This window comes from Ramlibacter sp. (assembly GCF_035548915.1).
Classification (GTDB): Bacteria; Pseudomonadota; Gammaproteobacteria; order Burkholderiales; family Burkholderiaceae_C; genus Ramlibacter.
In genome coordinates this window covers 97,846-118,315 of sequence record NZ_DASZSE010000050.1, presented here as the reverse complement: position 1 = coordinate 118,315, position 20,470 = coordinate 97,846, and the positions used below count along the sequence as shown (strand labels likewise).

The window sequence follows — 20,470 nt, the reverse complement described above, 5'->3', positions numbered from 1 at the left end:
GGAGTGAGTGCGGGAATGGGAATCGGAGCGGGAAGACGCGGGGTCAAAGCGTCAACCGAAATCCCTCCACGATCGCGCCAGGGCAGGTCACGCCGGCCAGATACCGCGACCCGTACGTCCTGTTGTCCGGCACCGCTTCGGCTTCGCTCGTGAGCGCCACGAGCCCCTCGCCGAACATGCGCAGGAACGAATCGTCGAACCGCATCACACCGATCGGCGCAACGAGCCGACCCGCTTCCACCCAGAAGCAGGCAAAGCGCGTCATGCCCGTCATGCGGCAAGCCTGCCGGTCGCTGTAGTTGAGGTAGTGCAGGTTGCTGATGAACACGCCCGTGCCGAGCGCGCGCAGCACGTCGGCGGATGCCAGCGTGCCCGTGTCCATCGCGAGCGAATCGGGTGCCTCGAGGGCCTGCGCGCCATTCGCCTGCACGCCATACTCCTTCGCGGTGCGCGCGCAAACGAGATTGCCCGCGACGCGGCCGCCCGCCACGAGCGGCACGGCATCGGGCTTCACGAAGCCGTCCACCTGAAAGCCCGGTGCGATGCCCTCGGCCACCGCTTCGGTGAGCGCGACCGATGGATGCAGCCGCGCTTCGCCGCGATGCATGCGCACGAGCGTGCTCACGCCCGTCTTCGTGTCCTTCAGCCCGAAGCCGCCCCAGGCCAGCGTGGCGAGCAGGTCCGCCACGGCCACGGGGCTCAGGTAGGCACGATAGCTGCCCGGAGGCAATTCGCGCCGAGGCAGGGCGAGCAGGCCCAGCTGTTCGCGTGCCGCGATCATCTTCGAAGCGAAGACCGAATCGTCCCAGTGCGTGCCCGCATAGGACGACTTCACCGCCTGGTCGGCTTCGCGATACAGGCACCATTCGAACTGGAAGCTTTCGATGCGATGCCAGTTGCGCTGCCCGCGGCTGTCGGCGAAGGCGCGCACCACCGGCCCGCCCCAGTAGCACCCCACCATGTCGGTGCCCGCGGCTTCGCGCGTGGCCGCTTCGATGACCTCGCGCGACGAGGCGAGCTTCCCCGTCGCATCGTGACTCGTCGACTCGACCGTGTCGGGGAGCAGCAGATGATCGTCGTCGGGCACGAGCGCGAGATCGGCAAGCAGCCGCTCGCGTTCGGCCAGAAGCGCCGCGATGTCGTTGCCCGCGTGGCCCGTGACGGTGACCGTGCTGGTTGCCTGCCGCCGGCCGGCCGCGACAGACAGGGTGGCCCCATGCTGCTCGACGTGCGTGGCCTGCCGCACGCGCGCCTGGTTGAAGCGAATGAAGTCCGTCGACTCCGCGGCGTAGTGCAGGCTCGCGCGTTGCGCGCCCGGCGGCACGGTGCACACGGCCTCGGCAAGATGCTCGAAGTACTCGCGGTTCATTGCGCCCCTCCGAACACGGCGACGCCGCTGAACTTGCAGGCGGGCGCCGCGTGGCCGACGCGGATCACCTGGTTGGGCTCGCCCTTGCCGCAGTAGGGCGTGCCCATGACTTCGAAAGTGCCGCGATCGCCCACCATCGAGAGCGACCGCCAGAAGCGCGACGAGATGCCGCGGTAATTGGGCCGCTTCACGACTTCGGCGAGCTTGCCGCCCCGGATCATCCGCGCGTACTCGCAGCCGAACTGGAACTTGTTGCGCGAATCGTCGATGCTCCAGGACGAGTTGGTGCGCATCTGCACGCCGTAGTCGATGCTCGCGATCATCTCTTCGAGGGTGGCGTCTCCGGGCTCGACGTTGAGATTGCTCATGCGGTCGATCGGCGGGCGGTTCCAGCCGCACGCGCGCGCGGTCGCGACGCCCGCGATGTCGTGGCCGAGGCGCCGCGCGCGCGCCTGCGACAGCGCCCCGCCGAGCGGCCGCTGCAGGATGCCTTGCCGAATGATCCACTGGCGCTCGGCACGCGAGCCTTCGTCGTCGAAGCCGAAGCTCGCGAATTGCGCGTGCACGCCGGGGTCGTAGGTGACGTTCAGAAGCGCGCTGCCGTACTGGAAGCTGCCGAACATGTCGAGCGTGACGAAGCTCGTGCCCGCGAAGTTGCGTTCGTCGCCCAGGATGCGGTCGAGCTCGAGCGGGTGGCCGATGCTCTCGTGGATCTGCAGCATCATCTGGTCGGGCATGAGAAGCAGGTCCATCTCGCCGGTCGGGCAGTTGGGCGCATGCACGAGTTCGAGCGCCTCGCGCGCGACGCGCGCGCCGTCGTCCGCGAATCCCGCGCGGTCCAGCACTTCGAGCCCGCCTTGCTGGCAAAAGCCGTTGTACTGCCCGGCCGAAGAGCGGCTCTGCGTGTCGCCGCCGGCACTGGCGACCGCGGTCACGCTGGGCACGACGAGGTCCCACACCTGCTCGATGCGCTCGCCCGAGGACGTCACCATCAGCTGTTCCGTATGCGTGGTCCACAGCGACGCCGTGCGGTCCACGATCGCGTCGTCGACCTTCGCGCTCGCGCAGACCCGCCCGATGAGCGCGAAACGATCGGCCAGCGTGAGCTGCGACACGGGCCGGTCGTTGGGTGACTGCCAGCGGCCGCTTGCGTGCGGCAGCTCGACTTCGCGGTAATCGACGACCGACTTGCCCACCGCGGCGCGCGCGAGTTGCAAAGCCGCTTCGAACGCGGCGCGAAGGCCGCCTTCGGTGAGGTCGCTCGTGGCCGCATAGCCGAGCGCGCCATGCTCGATGACCGACACCATGGCGCCCGCGTCGCGCTGGCGCTGGGGCGGCTCGGGCACGTCGTTGCGGACCGTGAGCTGTTCGGAGGATTCCGTCACGCCGCGCAGCGACCAGGCGTCGCAGCGAGGCGCGGCCTTGCGGGCGAGGTGTTCGAGGGTGTCCATGCGTTTCCTTCGTGTCGCCACCGGAGCAAAGAAAAAGGCCGGTGTCGCCACCGGCCTTGTCTCTCGGTTGCGCGACTCTCAGCTTACTTGACGTGCTTGCCGATCAGGCCCGCCATCTCGAACATGGAGACCTGCGCCTTGCCGAAGAGTTCCTTCAGCTTCGCGTCGGCATTCACCATGCGCTTGTTGACGGCGTCCTGCAGCTTGTTCTTCTTGATGTACGCCCACAGCTTGCTCACGATCTCGGTGCGCGGCAGCGGGGCGGTGCCCACCACGGCGGCGAGTTGCGGGCTCGGGGTGAGTGGCTTCATGAACGCCGCGTTCGGCGTGCGCTTCTTGGCCGGAGCCTTCTTCGCCGCCTTCTTCGCGGGCGCGGCCTTCTTCGCCGCCGCCTTCTTCGCGGGCGCCGCCTTCTTCGCCGGGGCCTTCTTCGCCGCCGCCTTCTTCGCCGGAGCCGCCTTCTTTGCCGCGGCCTTCTTGGCCGGAGCCTTCTTCGCAGGCGCTTTCTTCGCCGCTTTCTTTGCAGTTGCCATGATCGAATTTCCTTCTAGAAGTTTGCAGATGAACCACCAATGGAAAACTGCACCCATCGGCACTGCGGATGCTAAAGCCAAAACACCCGCTTTCCAAGCGAAAGCGGGTGTTTTTCATTGGGAGATGTTGCTTTTTCAGCGCGCTGCGCGCTGCGGCGCCGAAGCGGATTTCCCTCTGAAGATCAGAAAAACGCCCGAGAGGATCACGCCGCAGGCGATCCATTCTCCGCCGCGGACCGCCTCGCCGCCGAGCGCGACGCCGAGGAAAAGCGCGATCACCGGGTTCACGAACGCGTAGCTCGAAGCCATCGCGGGGCTCGCGTTCGCGAGCAGGTAGAGGTAGGCCGAGAAGCCCAGGAGCGAGCCGAACACGAGGAGATAGGCCCACGCGAGCGCTGCGAGCGGCTCGGGCGGCCACGCGAACTGCTCACCCGTTGCGAGAGAAAACACCATCAACATCGCGCCGCCGCACAACATTTCGCTCGCATATCCCATCGCTCCCGCGGCGAGCGGCAGCTTCGCCACCTGCAGCACCGAGCCGAGCGTCCAGAGCACCGTGGCCGCGGCCACGCACGCCATGCCGCCGGGCGAGGCGGAAAAACTCGCGCCTCGCACGAGCAGGAGCACGCCCACGGCACCGACCGCGATGCCCGCGAGTTCCCCGCGCGTCGGTCTCTGGCCGAAGAGAAGCCCCCAGCCGCACATCCAGATCGGCGACACGGCGATGAACGCCGCGACCAGCCCGGAGCCGATGGTTTGCTCGGCGACGGCCGTGAGCCCATAGCCGCCGCCCAGCATGAGCGTGCCCAGCACGAGCGCATTGCGCCACTCGGCGAGCGTCGGCATCGGCGAGCGCCTGCAGATCGCCCAGGCCATGAGAAGGGCGCCGGCGGCGAGAAAGCGCGTGCCCATCTGGAAGAAGGGCGCGAAGCTCACGAGCGCCCAGCGGATCGCAAGGTAGGTCGAACCCCAGATCAGGTAGACGGCGAGAAGGGCGGGGACGACGAGCGAGGTGCGGCGCGCTGTCGCGCCCCCGAGAGCGGCGGAGTTCATTTCCCGATGGTAGGTTGCCCGGCTCGGCCGTTCCATGGATGATTCAAGGTTCTCGCCTGTCTTCACCTTCATTTTCAAGGCCGAACCGAATGCCGACCGAAGTTCCGGAGATCGACGCCCACGACGGGCGCATCCTCGCCGAGCTCCAGCGCGACGCGCGCATCACGATGGCCGAACTCGGCCGCCGTGTCCACCTGAGCCAGCCGGCGGTCACCGAGCGCGTCCGCAAGCTCGAGATGAGCGGCTTCGTGAAGGGCTACCGGGCGATCGTGGACTACCAGCGGCTCGGCTACGGCATCCGCGCGGTCGTGCGGGTGGGCCGCGTGGACTACGCCCGCATGATCAAGCTGATCGAGCAGACGCCCGAGGTGGTGAACGCCTTCAACGTCACCGGCGAGGACAGCTGGCTGCTGGAGATCGCCGTCATCGACGTCGAGCACCTCGATGCGGTCGTGACGAAGTTCTGTATCCTCGGGGAAACCTCGACTTCCATCGTGCTCAACATGCCGCGCGAGAATGCGGCCGTGTTGCCGGCGCGGCGGGAGAGCATCAAGCCCGCCATCCGAAAGGTCACCGGACGATGAACGACACGACAGACACCCTGCGCTTCAGCACCTGCGACCTCTGCGACGCGCACGAGAACGACGAGCCGCCCGTTCTGGCGGCGCTCGCGCCCGTCTTCGCGGACTTTGGCGGCGTCTCGCGCTTTTGCGGGCCGGTCGCCACGATCCGCTGCTTCGAGGACAACTCCCGCGTTCGCGAAGCCGTGCAGACCGCGGGCGAGGGCCGCGTGCTCGTGATCGACGGCGGGTCGTCGCTGCGCGCCGCGCTCGTGGGCGGCAACCTCGCGAAGGCCGCCGCCGACAACGGATGGGCCGGAATCGTCGTGGACGGCGCCGTGCGCGACCTCGCCGAGCTGCGGGCCGTGAAGGTGGGCATCCGCGCGCTGGCGGCGATGCCGCGGCGCTCGCGCAAGCACGGCGAAGGCGAGCGCGACGCGGCAGTGACCATCGCGGGCGTCTCGGTGCGTCCCGGCGACTGGGTCTACGCCGACGAGGACGGCATCGTCGTCGCGACGTCGAAGCTGCTCTGACGGCAGGCCGATGCCCCCCTTCTCGCAGGCCCTCTCCAGGCGGCCCGCCGCCGCCGAAGGCCCGGGCGATCTTCTCCATGCCAGCACGACGACGCGCGTCCTGCGCCTCGGAGGCGTCCGCGCCGGCGAACGCTGGATTCGCAAGGAGTACCTAGGGGCGCAGGCGGCGCAGCGGCGGCGCAACGAACACGAAACCCTCGCACGGCTTGCCGGCATCGCGGGCGTGGTGCAGCTCGCCCCCGCGACGGGCGAGGGCGACACGCTGCTGCTGCGCGACTGCGGGCGGACCTCGCTCGCGCACATGCTGCGCGCCGGGGCGGCCGAACCGGCTGCGGCGGTCGAGTTGGCCGCGAAGCTCGCCCGCATACTCGACAGAGTCCATCGGGCCGGCGTCATCCACCGGGACATCAATCCGGCCAACATCGTTCTCTCGGCCGCTGGCGAGCCCGTTCTGATCGACTTCGATCATGCGGTGACGGCCTGCGCGGCCGGGCCGCGCGGGGAGGACGCAAGGGAAGGCGAGATCGTCGGCACCTTCATGTACCTCGCTCCCGAGCAGACGGGCCGCACCGGCCGCGCGGTGGATGAGCGCGCCGACCTCTATGCGCTCGGCGCGACGCTGTACGAGCTCGCCACGGGCCGTCCCCCCTTCGACGAGACCGATGCGCTCAATCTGATGCGCGACCACCTGGTGAGCGAACCCGTGGCGCCCTCGGTCGTCGATGCGCGCGTGCCGCGGGCGCTCTCGGACATCGTGATGCGGCTGCTCGCCAAGGCGCCGGAGCAGCGCTATCAGAGCGCGGAGGGGCTGCTGCACGATCTCGAACGCCTGCCCGAGGCGCTCGCGCGCGGCGGCGAGGGCACGTTCGTCCCGGGCGAACGCGATTTCCCCGCGCGGCTCGCGCCGCCCGAGCGCATCGTCGGCCGCGAGGCCGAGCGCAAGCTCTTGCAGGACGCGTTCGCGGCGGCGCAACGCGGCATGGCACGCGCGGTCCTGGTCGAAGGTCCGCCCGGTGTGGGCAAGAGCGCGCTCATCCACGAGCTGAGGCCGCTCGCGACGGCCGCGGGCGGCTGGTACGTGGCCGGCAAGTTCGATCAATATCACCGCGGCTCGGCCGCGACGACGGCTGTCGTGCAGGCGCTGCGCAGCCTGGGGCGGCTGCTGCTCGCGGAGCCGAAGGATCTCCTTGCCGCGCACCGCGAACGCATCCTGCGCGCGCTCGGCCGCTCCGCGGCGCTGGTCGCGCAGTTGCCCGAATTCGGACTGCTGCTGGGCGAGCTGCCGGCCGCGCCGCCCGCGGATCCCGCACGCGCCGAGGAGAGAATGCGTCGCGCGGTGCTGGACCTTCTGGCGGCCGTGACTTCGGCGCGGCCTCTGGTGGTCGTGCTGGACGACCTGCAGTGGGCCGACACGAGGTCGCTGCGCGACTTCGACGCCGTCGTTGGCGAGGCCGGGCTCGAGGGAGTGCTCATCGTCGGCGTGTATCGCGGCGCGGAGGTCGACGCGTCGCACGCGCTCGCTCCGATGCTCGCGCGCTGGCGCTCGCGCGCCGACCGGCCCGCGGAGATCGCACTCGCGGAACTTCCGCTCGCTCACGTGGCCGAGCTCGTCGGGCGGATGCTGCGCCTGGACGAGGGCCGCTCGTTCGAGCTGGCCGAGGCCGTGATGACGCTCACACGGGGCAATCCCTTCGACACCGTGGAGATGCTGAACGCGCTGCGCGGCGACGGGCTGCTGCGCCTCGGCCGCAACGGGTGGGAATGGGATGCGCGGGCCATCCCGCACTTCGTGGGTCGCGGCAACGTGACGGACCTGCTCGCCGCACGCATCGCGCGGCTGCCGGGGCCATCGCGCGAGCTGCTCGAGGCCATGAGCTGCCTGGGCGGATGGGCCCCGCGAGCGCTGCTGCAGGCCGCCTCCGGCGTGCCGGAAGATGCGCTGGCCCGCCACTTGCACGCGCCCATCGCCGATGGCCTGCTCACCGAAAGCGAGGCCGAGCAGACGTTGCACTTTCGCCATGACCGCGTGCATCAGGCCGTCCTCGCGGGCATGGATGCGAGGCGGCGCGGCGAACTGCACCTCGCGATGGCGCGCTCTCTCGCGCGGCAGTCGGCATTCAGGCAGCACACCGCCCAGCTCTATCTCGGCTGCGCGCATCTGCTCGCGGATGCGGCGGAACGGCGCGAGGCGGCGCTCCTCTTCCACGGTCTTGCGGTGCGGCTCGCGGAGACGGCCACGTACGCGCTGGCGGAGTTGTACCTGTCTTCGGCTTGCGATTTGCTCGCGGCGCTGGACGACCCCGCCGACGCCGCGCTTTTCGCACAGGTCCTCGCGCGCCGCCACGCGGCGCTCTACAGCCTCGGGCGGCTGCAGGAAGCCGATACGGCCTATGCGCAGTTCGAGTCGCGCGTGACCGATCCGCTCGATCTCACCGAGCCGGCCTGCCTGCAGATCAGGAGTCTCAACATGCGTGCGCGTTCGGCGGATGCCGTGCGGCTCGGCATGGCGCTCTTGCCGCGCCTCGGGCTCGTCGCCGCGCGGCAGGCTGGCGACGAGACGATCGCCGCCCAGCTGGCCGCGCTCGCCGAGTGGGTGCGCGAGGACAAGCGCGCCGACCTGAGCGAGCGCGCCGCGATGGCCGACCGGCACGCGCTCGCGACGGCCCGCCTGCTGAGCCGGCTGCAGCGATCGGCATTCCTCTGCGACATGGATGCGGCGGTCTGGCTGATGCACGAGAGCCATCGGCTCTGGTCGGCGCAAGGACCGTGCGCGGCGCTTCTGCTGTGCCTTTGCTGCACGAGCTCGCTCATGATCTGGGCGCGGCAGGACTGGCGCACGGGCTACGACGCCGCGCGCCACGTGCTGGCCGTGGGCGAGGCGCGTGGCTTCGAGCCCGAGACCTCCGAGGCGCGCACGGTGTTCGCGAGCAGCGTGTGCCACTGGTTCGAGCCGCTCGAAAACACCGTGCGGCAGGCGCTGCTCGCGCGCGAGGGGCTGCAGGGGGGCGACGCCTTCTATGCCTGCTACACGTATCGCGCGTCGATCGCGGCGCTGCTCGACTGCGCCCCGACCCTCGAAGTCTGCGCCGCCGAGGTCGACGCCGGCCTGAAGCTCGCGCAACGCGCGGGCAACGATCACACCCGCGCGCTCAACCAGGCCGAACGGCGCCTGCTCGATTCGCTGCGCGGGCGCGCGCCCGGCCTCGGCTGCCTCGGCGAATCGCCTGGCGACGAGCGGGCCGGCTTCGAAGCCATGGCTGCGTATCCGATGGCCGAAGTCACGTGGCACCTTCGCAAGTGCCTGGCGGTGGCGCTCGCGGGCGACGAAGACGCGCTCGACTTCCATTCCGCCGCGGCCATGCCTTTTCTGGACGGGATCGCGGGGTTCTATGCGACGTCGCACGCCTACTTCTTCCGCGCGCTCGCGCTCGCCTGGAAGCTGCAGGCCACCCCCGGCGAAGATCGGTCACAGCCGCAAGCGTGGCTGGCCGCGCTGGAAAACTGCCGATCGTGGCTCGACGCTCGCGCTCGCGACGAGCCGCACAACTTCCTGCATCTCGTGCGGCTCTTGGATGCGGAAGCCGCGTGGGCGCGGGGTGACTCCTGGGAGGCCGCCCGTGCGTTCGACAGCGCGATGGCCGAAGCAGAGGATCGCCAGCGTCCGTGGCATCTGGCGCTCGCGACCGAGCGGGCCGCGCGATTTCATCTCGCGCACGGCATGGCGCGCAGCGGCCGGCTGCTGCTGGCGCGTTCGCGAGACCACTATCACGCGTGGGGCGCGCGCGCGAAGGTCGAGCGGATGCAGGAAGAACACGCGTGGCTCGGCCTCACGCTGCAGCGGGAAGGCGCGCAGGCCGGCGCGCTGTCGGCAACGGCCACCACCACGACCGACGTGCTGGACCTGATGGGGGTGCTGCGCGCCTCGCAGGCCCTGAGCTCGGAGACGAGCATGGAGCGGCTCGCGTCGCGCGTGACCGAGGTCCTCGGCGCGCTCACCGGCGCGACGCGCGTGCGCGTGCTGTCGTGGCACGACGGCCAATGGTGGCTTGCCGCGCCGGAGGCGAACGGCGCTTCGGCGCGCGCGCTCTCGCTCACCGAAGCGTCTCGCGCCGTCTTGCTGCCGCTGTCGGCCGTGCACTATGCCGAGCGGACGAACGAGCCGCTGCTGGTCGACGACGCGGCGGCCGACGACCGCTTCGCGCTGGACCCGTACTTCATCGGTGTGCCGCTTTGCTCGATGCTGCTCGTGCCGATCGGGGGCCCTGGCATCGCGCGCACGATGCTCTACCTCGAAAATCGGCTCGGGCGCTGCGCGTTCAATGCGAAGCGGCTCGACGCGGTCATGCTGATCGCGGGCCAGCTCGCGGTTTCGCTCACCAACGCGCAGATGTACGAAACCCTCGAGCAGCGGGTGCGGTCCCGCACGCGCGAGCTGGAGGCGACGCAGGCCCAGCTTGTGGCAACCGCGCGGCGCGCGGGCATGGCCGAGATCGCGAACAACGTGCTGCACAACGTGGGCAACATCCTCAACAGCATCAACGTGTCGGCCGGCGTGGTGAGCAACACGATCCGCAACTCGCGCGTCGAGGGGCTCGCACGCGCCGTGGCTCTCATCAACGCGAACGCGCGGGACCTCGCGAACTTCATGACCGAGGACGTCCGCGGCAAGGCCCTCATCGCCTACCTGAACGACGTCGTGTCGGCCCTGCGCGCGGAGCGGCAGGAGGCGCTCGACGACCTGGGGCGGCTCGTGCGCAGCGTCGAGCACATTTCGTACGTGATCGCCACCCAGCAGTCGCACGCGGGTCCGTCGAGCGTCGTGGAAATCGTGCAGCCGAAGGAGGTGCTCGAAGAGGCCCTGCGGCTACGGGCGGATGCCGTGGCGGGCATGGGCCTCGCGGTCGAGCGGCGCTACGAGGAAGTGCCCTCGATGGCGCTCGACCGGCAGCGGCTCCTGCAGATCCTCGTGAACCTCATCGGCAACGCGGCGCAGGCGATGGAAGCCGTGCCGGAGGAGGCGCGCTGCCTGACGCTCGGCGTGGGGATCGTGCGCGAAGCGGGGCGCGAGCGCCTGCGCATCACGGTAAGAGACGTGGGCGAAGGTATCAGCGCCGACAACCTGAAGCGGCTCTTCGCCCACGGCTTCACGACGCGCCGGCGCGGCCACGGCTTCGGCCTGCACAGCAGCGCGCTCGCCGCCATGGAGATGGGCGGCAGACTCACCGCGCACAGCGACGGGCCGGGGCGGGGCGCCATCTTCACGGTGGAAGTGCCCCTCAAGCACGACTGACCCGGCGAACGGGAGGGACCCGGAGACGCGGCCCGAATGCAGGCGGCTGAAGCGAATCAGATTCGCGTGCGGGCGGGCAGTGTGGCGAGGACCACGCCCGCGAGGGCGGCGGCGAACGCGGCCAGCTGGATCGCGCTGAAGCTCTCTCCGAGAACCGCGACGCCGACGGCGGCGGCCGCGACCGGCAGCATCACCGTGAACACGCCGCCCTGCGCGGCGGGAATCGACTTCAGGCCGGTCATCCAGAGCCACACGGTCCACACGCTGGCCGCGAGCGCGTAAAAGACGAGGAGCAGCCACGTGCCCGCGCCGAGCGAGCCGAAGTCGAAGTGCAGTGCGCTGTACGCGCCGAAAGGCGTGACGAGCGCGAAGCCCCAGAGGTTGATGAGCGCGGTGATGCGCTTGGGCCCGAGCGCGCCGGTGAGGCGCTTGCCGATCACGGCATAGGACGCCTCGCACAGCACCGCGCCGAAGACGAGGAGGTTGCCGAGCCACGTGTCGCCGCCCGAGGAAGGCTGCGCATGCGGTTTCGCGACCGCGAGCAACCCGATCCCGAGCGCGGCCAGCGCCACCGCCCCCCAAACGCGCGGCGCGATGCGCTCGCGCAGGAAGGCCCAGCTCAGAAGGGCGACGATGGCGGGGATGGCCGCCATGATCACGCCTGCCGAGACGGCGCTCGTCATGCTCACGCCGAAGAGCATGCAGATCGAGAACATGAAGTTGCCGAGGAACGACTCGAGAAAGACGAGGCCGCGCGTGCGCCGTGTGATCGGCGGCTCGTCGGCGGGCCGCTTCAGCCAGTGCACGATCGCCAGCCCGCCGATGCCGAAGCGCAGCCATGCGAGCAGGAACACGGGGATCGCCGCCACGAGCGGCTTCGAGAGCGCCACATAGCAGCCCACCAGCGACATGCTGAGCGCGAGACAGGCATAGGCCAGCGGGCGGGGGGGCGCGAAGCTCATCCAGAATACGGGTCGGACAAACCGCCGCATCATGCCTGAAGCCCACACCGCCGGCGACGCCCGGCACGTCTTCGTCTATGGGACGCTGCGGCGGGGCGGACGCAACGACATCAATCGCCTCGCGCCCGCGCCGCGCTACGTCGGCATGGGCGAGGTGAAAGGCGTGCTGTACCGCATGGACTGGTATCCGGGCCTCACGCTCGGAGGCGAGGAGGCCGTCACGGTGATCGGCGAGGTGTACGAGATCGAGCCCGCGCTCGAGGCCGTGCTCGATGGAATCGAAGGCATCGTCGACAGCGCCACGAGCGAATACTTCAAGCGCGAGGTGCCCATCGAAGTGCAGGGCCGGCTCCTCGTCTGCCTGGTCTACGAGGTGAACCCCGCTCGGGTGCGCGGCCGCGAGCGCATCGGCCATGGCGACTGGATCCTGTTTCACGGAGCGTGAAATGCATTTCGCATCGCGAAATCATCCGATGGTGCGGCGCGCAAAATTTTCTCGATACAAGAAATTATTTTTCGGATAGAGAAATGGTGTGTGCAAGTCATTGACAGAAAAGGAAATAAAAATCTCTCTTCTATAAGACACAAGAGGCCGCAAAGGTCTTGTACAAGACTTAAAGTCACTCCAACGGCATCGCGCTTGCATGAGGCGCTTGGCCAACAGGTTCGACACCAACCAACGGAGTGAAAGCATGAGCAACTGGACCCACCTCAGCCGCGAGGCGCAGATCGCGCAACTGGAGAAAGACTGGGCGGAGAACCCGCGCTGGAAGGGCATCAAGCGGGGCTACAGCGCGGCCGACGTCGTGAAGCTGCGCGGCTCGCTCGCGATCGAGCACACGCTCGCCAGGCGCGGCGCCGAGAAGCTGTGGAACTCCATCAACACCGAACCCTTCGTGAACACGCTGGGGGCGCTCACGGGCAACCAGGCCATGCAGCAGGTGAAGGCGGGGCTGAAGGGCATCTATCTCTCCGGCTGGCAGGTCGCGGCCGATGCGAATTCGGGCGGCGAGATGTACCCCGACCAGTCGCTCTACGCGGTGGATTCCGTGCCGAAGGTCGTGCGCCGCATCAACAGCACCTTCCAGCGTGCCGACCAGATCCAGTGGAGCGAAGGCAAGGGCCCCGGGGACGAAGGCTACGTCGACTACTTCCAGCCGATCGTGGCCGATGCGGAAGCGGGCTTCGGCGGCGTGCTGAACGCGTTCGAGCTCATGAAAGCGATGATCGAAGCGGGCGCCGCCGGCGTGCACTTCGAAGATCAGCTCGCCTCCGTGAAGAAGTGCGGCCACATGGGCGGCAAGGTGCTCGTGCCCACGCGCGAAGCGGTGGCCAAGCTGGTCGCGGCGCGTCTTGCGGCCGACGTGATGGGTGTGCCGACGATCCTGCTTGCGCGCACCGATGCCGAAGCGGCCGATCTCGTGACGAGCGACGTCGACGACAACGACAAGCCCTTCTGCACCGGCGAGCGCACCGTGGAAGGGTTCTACCGCACGAAGAAGGGCTTCGACCAGGCGGTGAGCCGCGGCCTCGCGTACGCGGAGTACGCGGACCTGATCTGGTGCGAAACGGGCACGCCGGACCTGCAGTTCGCGAAGGACTTCGCCGATGCCATCCATGCGAAGTTCCCGGGCAAGCTGCTCGCGTACAACTGCTCGCCCTCCTTCAACTGGAAGAAGAACCTGGACGACGCGACGATCGCGAAGTTCCAGAAGGAACTCGGCGCGATGGGCTACAAGTTCCAGTTCATCACGCTCGCGGGCTTCCACAGCCTGAACTACTCGATGTTCGAGCTCGCCTACGGCTACGCCCGCAACAACATGAGCGCCTTCGTCGAGCTGCAGCAGAAGGAATTCTCGGCGGCCGACAAGGGCTTCACGGCGGTGAAGCATCAGCGCGAAGTGGGCACGGGTTACTTCGACTCGGTGACGACGACGATCGAAGCGAACGCGTCCACGGCGGCGCTGAAGGGTTCCACCGAGGACGAGCAGTTCTTCGACGGGCACAAGAAGGCGGCCTGAAGTCCCGTTCCGCGGCCGATCCGTGCAAATGCCCCGCCACGGCGGGGCATTTTGCTGAACCGTGCACACGGAGCTGTAGCCCATCCGAAAGGCTCGGATCGAGGCAGGCTACTTTTCCGCTCCGCGCATTGGAACCATTGAGCCACTTGCGTTACTTACCGGGACCACTCCACTCCAGGTTGAGGATCGCATGAGTACCGAGTCTTCGTCAGACCCAGCGGCGGCCGCGTTTCTTCGCATGTTCAGCGGCGAGACGCTTTCCGACATCGAGGCCGTACCGCAGTCGCGCCTGGAGGCTGCCTACGCCGAGGCCTGCGTGCTCATCGATAGCGAGGACTTCGAAGGCGCCCTCGATCGGCTGCTCGACCTCGTGATGCAGGACCCCTACGATTTCCGCTTCCAGTTCGGCTATGGCCTGTGCCTGCAGCAGCTGGGGCGAACGAAAGACGCCGCCATGCATTTCGGCCTGGCCTGGATGCTGGACCCGTGCGATGCGGGCTGCGCGTATCGCCTGGGTGAGTGCCATGCCGCCCTGGGAGACCGCGAAGCCGCGGCGGAAGCTTTCGAAACCGCCATCGCCCTTTGCAGTCCTCCCGGCCTCAACCCGGACATTCGGCTCGCATGCGAAGCCGCTCTCGATCAACTTCACGCCTGAAAGATTCGAATCATGCACCTTCGCACCACCGCTGCCGATCCCCTCCTGTCCCGTGTCTCGGGCGAGGGCTTTGTTCCCACGCCGCCCGCCGGGGCGGCTGCACCCGCCCCGCCGCAGGCTGCGGGCAGCGTCCGCAGCGCCAAGATCACGCCGATGCGTGCCGCCGAGCCGGCGACCGACGCCGCGGGCACGCCGGAAAGTGGCCGGGATCGTCTGGTGGCTCGCCTTGCCAACGTCCAGGCACAGATCGCCAAAGCCAAGGAGCTCGGCGTCGACCCCGCGAAGAAGACCTTCGCGATGAAGGTGTTCAAAGCCGCGGTCGCCGCGCTCCTCGTGGCCGCGACGGCCGCCCTGGTGGCCGCGACCGGGGGCGCGGCGCTGATTCCCGCGGCCATCGCTCTCGGGTGCGTGGCCCTCGCGTTCACGATCAAGACGGCCGACGCCGGGCTCGCCTACATGGAACTCTGCAACGCCCGGGCCGCCGAAAAGGGACTTCCGAAACCCTACGAACTGCCCCCCGTCGGCGCGAATTCCGTGGCCGTCGTCCTCTACAAGCTGTTCACGGCAGGGGGCATGGCGCCGGAAAAAGCGAAGTCCCGCGCTGTCTTCGGGGGCGACGCGGTGCTCGTCCTGCTCGATGTGACCGCGACCGTACTCACCCTGGGTGCCGGCACGGCGGTGAACGCCGCTGCCGAATCCGCGCGCATTGCCACCACGATCGGCAACGTTGTGACGGTGTTTCAATCGCTCACCGGGCTGCTGGCCGACACGGGTAGCGCGGAGGTTTCACCGGAAGCCGCCGCGACTCTGAACGACCAGCTCGACGCGATCCTGCGCGACCTCGAGGGCGCCGGGCTGCCCGACCCGGACCGCAAGAATCTCACGGCCATGGTCGAAGCAGTGCGGAAAGACGCGAGCGAGCTGAATGACGAGGCGTCCACCGATTCCGCGCGGGCAGCGCCCGTCGCCGAGCCGGTGAAGGTGTACGAGATCGACAGCAGCGCTGTGCTTGCGGCGCTGTTGGGCGTACGCCCAGGCGCTTACCGGCGCTTCTGACGCAAGGCCGTCCGACCGGCCATGACCGCCCTGGGCAGCGCCGCCTTGCCCCGGCGCCCCTCGGGCGGTAGAGTGTGCCCGTCCCAGCCCATTCAGGGGAACGCCCATGACCGAGAAGACCGGGGTCTTCGATGCGACCAAGCTCAACCAGATGAAGTGCCCGGACTGCAACGGCACGGGCGAGCTGCGCTTCGACAGCGAGAACATCAACGAGAACTTCGAGGTCGAAAAGCAGGTGATCATCACCGAGTGCCAGCGTTGCGGTGGCACGGGGTATGTCCCGGCGAGCTAGAATAGGGCGCACTCCCATTACAAGAGCGAGAAAGGCGGCCTGGTTATGACACCGCGAACTACCCGGCAAGGGTTCACGACCGCTTGAGGTCGGAGAGGTCGCGCGTGCATTGATATCCGGCGAGGGATCGACGAGAAGGCGCGGCATCCGACCGCGCCTTTTTGTTTTTTCTCGCCCGATCGAAGAGCACACCATGATCCAGATCACGCTTCCAGACGGCTCGAGCCGTGAGTTTTCCGAGCCGGTGACGGTGGCGGACGTCGCCGCCTCCATTGGCCCCGGCCTCGCCAAGGCCGCCATCGCCGGCAAGGTCGACGGCCAGGTCGTCGACACGACGTACACGATCCACGGCGACGCGAAGGTCGCCATCGTCACGGCCAAGGACGCCGAAGGCCTGGACGTCATCCGCCATTCCACGGCGCACCTGCTCGCGTACGCGGTGAAGCAGCTGTTCCCCGATGCGCAGGTCACGATCGGGCCGGTGATCGAGAACGGCTTCTACTACGACTTCTCGTACAAGCGCCCCTTCACGCCCGAGGATCTCCAAGCCATCGAAAAGCGCATGGCGCAGCTCGCGGCCAAGGACGAGCCGGTGACGCGTCGCGTGCTGCCGCGCGACGAGGCCGTGAACTACTTCAAGTCGATCGGCGAACACTACAAGGCCGAGATCATCGCGAGCATCCCGCAGGGCGAAGAGGTGTCGCTCTATCGCGAGGGCGGCTTCGAGGATCTCTGCCGCGGCCCGCACGTGCCGAGCACGGGCAAGCTGAAGTTCTTCAAGCTCATGAAGGTGGCCGGCGCCTACTGGCGCGGCGACTCGAGAAACGAGATGCTGCAGCGCATCTACGGCACGGCCTGGGCGACGAAGGAGGAACTGCAGCAGTACCTCACGATGCTGGAAGAAGCCGAGAAGCGCGACCACCGCAAGCTCGGCCGCGAGCTGGACCTCTTTCACATCGACGAAGTGGCACCCGGCGTCGTCTTCTGGCATCCGCGCGGCTGGGCCGTCTGGCAGGCGGTGGAGCAGTACATGCGCGGCGTGTATCGCGACACGGGCTACCTGGAAGTGAAGGGCCCGCAGATCCTCGACCGCAGCCTCTGGGAAAAGACGGGCCACTGGCAGAACTACCGCGACAACATGTTCACGACGGAGTCGGAAAAGCGCGACTATGCGCTCAAGCCGATGAACTGCCCGGGCCACGTCCTCATCTTCAAGCAGGGCATCAAGAGCTATCGCGACCTTCCGATCCGCTACGGCGAATTCGGCCAGTGCCATCGCAACGAGCCCTCGGGCGCGCTGCACGGCATCATGCGCGTGCGCGGCTTCACGCAGGACGATGGGCACATCTTCTGCACGGAAGACCAGATCCTGCCCGAGTGCGTGGCCTATACGGAGCAGCTGCAGAAGGTCTACCGCGACTTCGGCTTCACGGACATCCTCTACAAGATCGCGACGCGGCCCGAGCACCGCGTGGGCTCCGACGAACTGTGGGACAAGGCGGAAGAAGCACTCATGGAGGCGCTGCGCCGCTCGGGCGTGCAGTTCGAGATTTCGCCGGGCGACGGCGCTTTCTACGGCCCGAAGGTCGAGTACACGCTGAAGGACGCGCTCGGGCGCCAGTGGCAGTGCGGCACGATGCAGGTGGACTTCAACACGGCGGAGAGGCTGGGTGCGGAATACGTCACGGAGACGAGCGGCCGCGCGCATCCCGTGATGCTGCACCGCGCGATCGTCGGCAGCCTCGAGCGCTTCATCGGGATGCTGATCGAGCATCACGCGGGCGCGCTGCCCGCCTGGCTCGCTCCGGTGCACGCGGCTGTGCTCAATATCACGGAGCATCAGGCCGACTATGCGCAAGAGGTCGCCAAATCGCTGCTAAATCAAGGGCTTAGGGTGGCACTCGATCTGCGCAACGAGAAAATCACGTATAAAATACGCGAGCATTCGTTGCAAAAGCTGCCCTACCTCCTCGTCGTCGGCGACAAGGAGAAGGCGGCTGGTGCCGTCGCAGTGCGCGCCCGGGGCAACAAGGACCTGGGTGCGATGTCCGTCGAGGCCTTTTGCGAAAGGCTGAAATCGGACATCGCCAGCAAGAGCTGATTCATTCGATGAAGCTGTAGCCCGCGCGTACCGGGATGGTTGTGCTACTGTTTTTGTAGCTCATATTTGATTGAAGGATGAACCATCGCTACTGATTTTCGCGACCGCCGCCAGCGCGAGGAACGCAAGCACCGCCTGAACCGGGAGATCATGGCCCCGGAAGTCCGCCTCTCCGGACCCAACAACGAGCCCCTCGGGATCGTGAGCCTGCAAGAGGCGTTGCGAATGGCGGGCGAGCTGGATGTGGACCTGGTCGAAATCGCCGCGACCGCCAGCCCGCCGGTGTGCCGGCTGATGGATTACGGCAAGTTCAAGTACCAGGAACAGAAGAAGGCTGCGGAAGCGAAGGCCAAGCAGAAGGTCATCGAGGTGAAGGAAGTCAAGTTCCGGCCAGGCACGGATGACGGCGACTACAACATCAAGTTGCGCAACATCCGCCGCTTTCTGGAGGAAGGCGACAAGTGCAAGATCACGCTGCGCTTTCGCGGCCGCGAGATCACGCACCAGGAAATCGGCATGGCGCTGTTGCAGCGCCTGCGCGACGACCTGGCCGACACGATCGTGGTCGAGCAGTTTCCGAAGCTGGAAGGCCGGCAGATGATCATGATGATCGCGCCGGGCAAGAAAAAGAGCAGCCAGAAGGCGCCCACAGAAGTGCAATCCGCGGCTGCGGCTTGAGGCCTTCGCAGCGGGATTGAATCCGGATTCGCGGGCAACCGCGCAGAGGTGGGGCAGCCGCAGGGCGCTCCACCGCAGCGGCGAGCTGAGAAGCTCGCCGCCCAAGAAGTGGCTCGGGGCCATCAAGGCGCGGAAGGATTCGCGACGCCTCACGAGCACAAATCGAAGAAAAGGAGCATGCAAATGCCCAAGATGAAGACCAAGAGCGGCGCGAAGAAGCGCTTTCGCGTGCGTCCCGGCGGGACGGTGAAGCGCGGCCAGGCGTTCAAGCGCCACATCCTCACCAAGAAGTCCACCAAGAACAAGCGCCACCTGCGCGGACCGGTGGGCGTGCACGAGACCAACATGGGCCACATGGCGGCGATGCTGCCGTTCGCGGGCCTGTAATCCACGAGCGAAGAAGGAGAACACACATGCCTCGCGTCAAACGTGGTGTCACGGCTCGTGCCCGTCACAAGAAGGTCCTTGCGCTAGCCAAGGGTTTCCGCGGCCGCCGCGGCAACGTCTTCCGCATCGCCAAGGAAGCGGTGATGAAGGCGGGCCAGTACGCCTATCGCGACCGCCGCACGAAAAAGCGCGTGTTCCGCCAGCTCTGGATCGCGCGTATCAATGCCGCCGCCCGTGCCAACGGGCTCACCTACAGCCAGTTCGCCAACGGCATCCGCAAGGCGGGCATCGACATCGACCGCAAGGTCCTCGCCGATATCGCCGTGCACGACCCGGCGGCGTTTACCGGCATCGTGGAGCAAGTCAAGGCCAGGCTGGCTGCTTGAGTTCACGTACGGGCGCGCTCGCGCCCGGATGCAAACCACAAGGACAGGGCTAGGGCCGAAGGCTCTAGCCCTTTTTTTTTCGAACCTCCCATGAATGACCTGCAACCCATCGTCGACGGCGCGCGCGAAGCCTTCTCGAAGGCGCGCACGCCCGCCGACCTCGAAAACGCCAAGGCGCGATTCACCGGCAGGTCCGGCCGCATCACCGAGCTCATGAAGGGTCTCGCGTCGCTTTCCGTCGAGGAAAGAAAGACGCTCGGCGCCGCGATCAACCAGGCGAAGCAGGCCATCGAGGCGGCTTTGAACGAGCGGCGGCAGCAGCTGGCCGACGAGGAGCTGCAGGCGCAGCTCAAGGCCGAAGCGCTCGACGTGTCGCTGCCCGGCCGCAGGCGCGAACCGGGCGGGCTGCACCCGGTGAGCCGCACGATGGAGCGCATCGAGCAGATCTTCGCGAGCATGGGCTTCGACGTGGCCGACGGCCCCGAGGTCGAAAGCGACTGGCACAGCTTCACGTCGCTCAACAACCCGCCGAACCACCCGGCCCGCTCGATGCAGGACACGTTCTACGTGGACATTCAGGGCGACGACGGCATCTGGTACAACCTGCGGCCCCACACGAGCCCCATGCAGATCCGCTACGCGCAGGCGCAGGTGAAGCGCTGGGCGCGCGAGGGCACGCCCGAGGCGAAGCGCGAAATCCGCGTGATCGCGCCGGGCCGCACCTATCGGGTGGACAGCGACGCGACGCACTCGCCGATGTTCCACCAGTGCGAGGGGCTCTGGCTCGGCGAGAACGTGAGCTTCAAGGACCTGAAAGTCGTCTTCACGGATTTCTGCCGTACGTTCTTCGAAAGCGACGACCTCGCGCTGCGCTTTCGCCCGAGCTTCTTCCCGTTCACGGAGCCGAGCGCTGAGATCGACATCCAGTTCCAGCATGGGCCGCTCGCCGGCCGCTGGCTCGAAGTCGCGGGTTCGGGCCAGGTGCATCCGCAGGTGGTGCGCAACATGGGACTCGACCCCGAGCGGTTCATCGGCTTCGCGTTCGGCATGGGGCCGGACCGGCTCACGATGCTGCGCTACGGCGTGAACGATCTGCGCCTCTTCTTCGAAAACGACATCCGTTTCCTGCGCCAGTTCCAATAG

General features: G+C 67.7%; 18 protein-coding genes. 13 read left to right on the top strand and 5 right to left on the bottom strand.

From position 1 onward, the window contains the following. Window positions 1–43 precede the first annotated feature (43 nt). From VHA82_RS21875 to yedA, 4 genes are all read right to left on the bottom strand, one after another. Window positions 44–1,369 carry a metallopeptidase TldD-related protein gene (locus VHA82_RS21875; RefSeq protein ID WP_325547287.1) on the bottom strand — a complete coding sequence of 442 codons (1,326 nt, stop codon included), beginning with the start codon at window positions 1,367–1,369 and terminating at the stop codon, window positions 44–46. Beyond that, a complete protein-coding gene (locus VHA82_RS21870) occupies window positions 1,366–2,820 on the bottom strand; it encodes a TldD/PmbA family protein (protein WP_325547286.1) in 1,455 nt (484 codons plus the stop codon). The genes VHA82_RS21875 and VHA82_RS21870 overlap by 4 nt, the downstream gene beginning before the upstream one ends. 83 nt (window positions 2,821–2,903) lie before the next feature. Further along, window positions 2,904–3,353, bottom strand: a complete 450-nt coding sequence (locus VHA82_RS21865) for an SWIB/MDM2 domain-containing protein (protein ID WP_325547285.1) — start codon at window positions 3,351–3,353, stop codon at window positions 2,904–2,906. Between the two features lie 135 nt (window positions 3,354–3,488). Next, window positions 3,489–4,406, bottom strand: coding sequence for a drug/metabolite exporter YedA (gene yedA / locus VHA82_RS21860; protein ID WP_325547284.1), 918 nt, complete (start codon window positions 4,404–4,406; stop codon window positions 3,489–3,491). 89 nt (window positions 4,407–4,495) lie between these two features. On the opposite strand from yedA, the gene VHA82_RS21855 reads away from it, so the two are divergent. Genes VHA82_RS21855 through VHA82_RS21845 form a run of 3 tightly spaced genes read left to right on the top strand, consistent with a single transcriptional unit; the run spans window position 4,496 to window position 10,789 of the window. Then, window positions 4,496–4,990 carry an Lrp/AsnC family transcriptional regulator gene (locus VHA82_RS21855; RefSeq protein WP_325547283.1) on the top strand — a complete coding sequence of 165 codons (495 nt, stop codon included), beginning with the start codon at window positions 4,496–4,498 and terminating at the stop codon, window positions 4,988–4,990. Continuing rightward, the gene (rraA, locus tag VHA82_RS21850; RefSeq protein ID WP_325547282.1) at window positions 4,987–5,499 is read left to right on the top strand and encodes a ribonuclease E activity regulator RraA; all 513 of its coding nucleotides are present in this window, start codon (window positions 4,987–4,989) and stop codon (window positions 5,497–5,499) included. Before VHA82_RS21855 ends, rraA begins: the two co-directional genes overlap by 4 nt. A gap of 10 nt (window positions 5,500–5,509) precedes the next feature. Next, window positions 5,510–10,789 (top strand): AAA family ATPase, encoded by a 5,280-nt coding sequence (locus tag VHA82_RS21845; protein WP_325547281.1) that lies wholly within the window; start codon window positions 5,510–5,512, stop codon window positions 10,787–10,789. A gap of 56 nt (window positions 10,790–10,845) precedes the next feature. Here the strand turns inward: VHA82_RS21845 and VHA82_RS21840 are convergent, their stop codons facing one another. Beyond that, window positions 10,846–11,751 (bottom strand): DMT family transporter, encoded by a 906-nt coding sequence (locus VHA82_RS21840; protein ID WP_325547280.1) that lies wholly within the window; start codon window positions 11,749–11,751, stop codon window positions 10,846–10,848. A 31-nt stretch (window positions 11,752–11,782) separates the two neighbouring features. Between VHA82_RS21840 and VHA82_RS21835 the strand changes: the two genes are divergently transcribed. The 10 genes from VHA82_RS21835 (at window position 11,783) to pheS (ending at window position 20,470) form a co-directional block, all read left to right on the top strand. Then, entirely contained in the window at window positions 11,783–12,196 is a 414-nt protein-coding gene (locus VHA82_RS21835) for a gamma-glutamylcyclotransferase family protein (RefSeq protein WP_325547279.1), read from the top strand. Window positions 12,197–12,443: 247 nt separating this feature from the next. Continuing rightward, on the top strand, window positions 12,444–13,772 hold the full coding sequence (gene aceA / locus VHA82_RS21830) for an isocitrate lyase (RefSeq protein WP_325547278.1): 1,329 nt from the start codon (window positions 12,444–12,446) through the stop codon (window positions 13,770–13,772). A gap of 190 nt (window positions 13,773–13,962) precedes the next feature. After that, window positions 13,963–14,427, top strand: a complete 465-nt coding sequence (locus VHA82_RS21825) for a tetratricopeptide repeat protein (RefSeq protein ID WP_325547277.1) — start codon at window positions 13,963–13,965, stop codon at window positions 14,425–14,427. 12 nt (window positions 14,428–14,439) lie between these two features. After that, complete coding sequence (locus VHA82_RS21820) at window positions 14,440–15,483, top strand: hypothetical protein (RefSeq protein WP_325547276.1); 1,044 nt, start codon at window positions 14,440–14,442, stop codon at window positions 15,481–15,483. A 106-nt stretch (window positions 15,484–15,589) separates the two neighbouring features. Next, on the top strand, window positions 15,590–15,775 hold the full coding sequence (locus VHA82_RS21815; protein ID WP_325547275.1) for a hypothetical protein: 186 nt from the start codon (window positions 15,590–15,592) through the stop codon (window positions 15,773–15,775). A 193-nt stretch (window positions 15,776–15,968) separates the two neighbouring features. Then, window positions 15,969–17,876, top strand: a complete 1,908-nt coding sequence (thrS, locus tag VHA82_RS21810; RefSeq protein WP_325547274.1) for a threonine--tRNA ligase — start codon at window positions 15,969–15,971, stop codon at window positions 17,874–17,876. 84 nt (window positions 17,877–17,960) lie between these two features. After that, window positions 17,961–18,554 (top strand): translation initiation factor IF-3, encoded by a 594-nt coding sequence (gene infC / locus VHA82_RS21805; RefSeq protein WP_325547403.1) that lies wholly within the window; start codon window positions 17,961–17,963, stop codon window positions 18,552–18,554. A 183-nt stretch (window positions 18,555–18,737) separates the two neighbouring features. Continuing rightward, window positions 18,738–18,941 (top strand): 50S ribosomal protein L35, encoded by a 204-nt coding sequence (gene rpmI, locus VHA82_RS21800; RefSeq protein WP_325547273.1) that lies wholly within the window; start codon window positions 18,738–18,740, stop codon window positions 18,939–18,941. A gap of 26 nt (window positions 18,942–18,967) precedes the next feature. Further along, window positions 18,968–19,327 (top strand): 50S ribosomal protein L20, encoded by a 360-nt coding sequence (gene rplT / locus VHA82_RS21795; protein ID WP_325547272.1) that lies wholly within the window; start codon window positions 18,968–18,970, stop codon window positions 19,325–19,327. Between the two features lie 90 nt (window positions 19,328–19,417). Then, complete coding sequence (gene pheS / locus VHA82_RS21790; RefSeq protein WP_325547271.1) at window positions 19,418–20,470, top strand: phenylalanine--tRNA ligase subunit alpha; 1,053 nt, start codon at window positions 19,418–19,420, stop codon at window positions 20,468–20,470.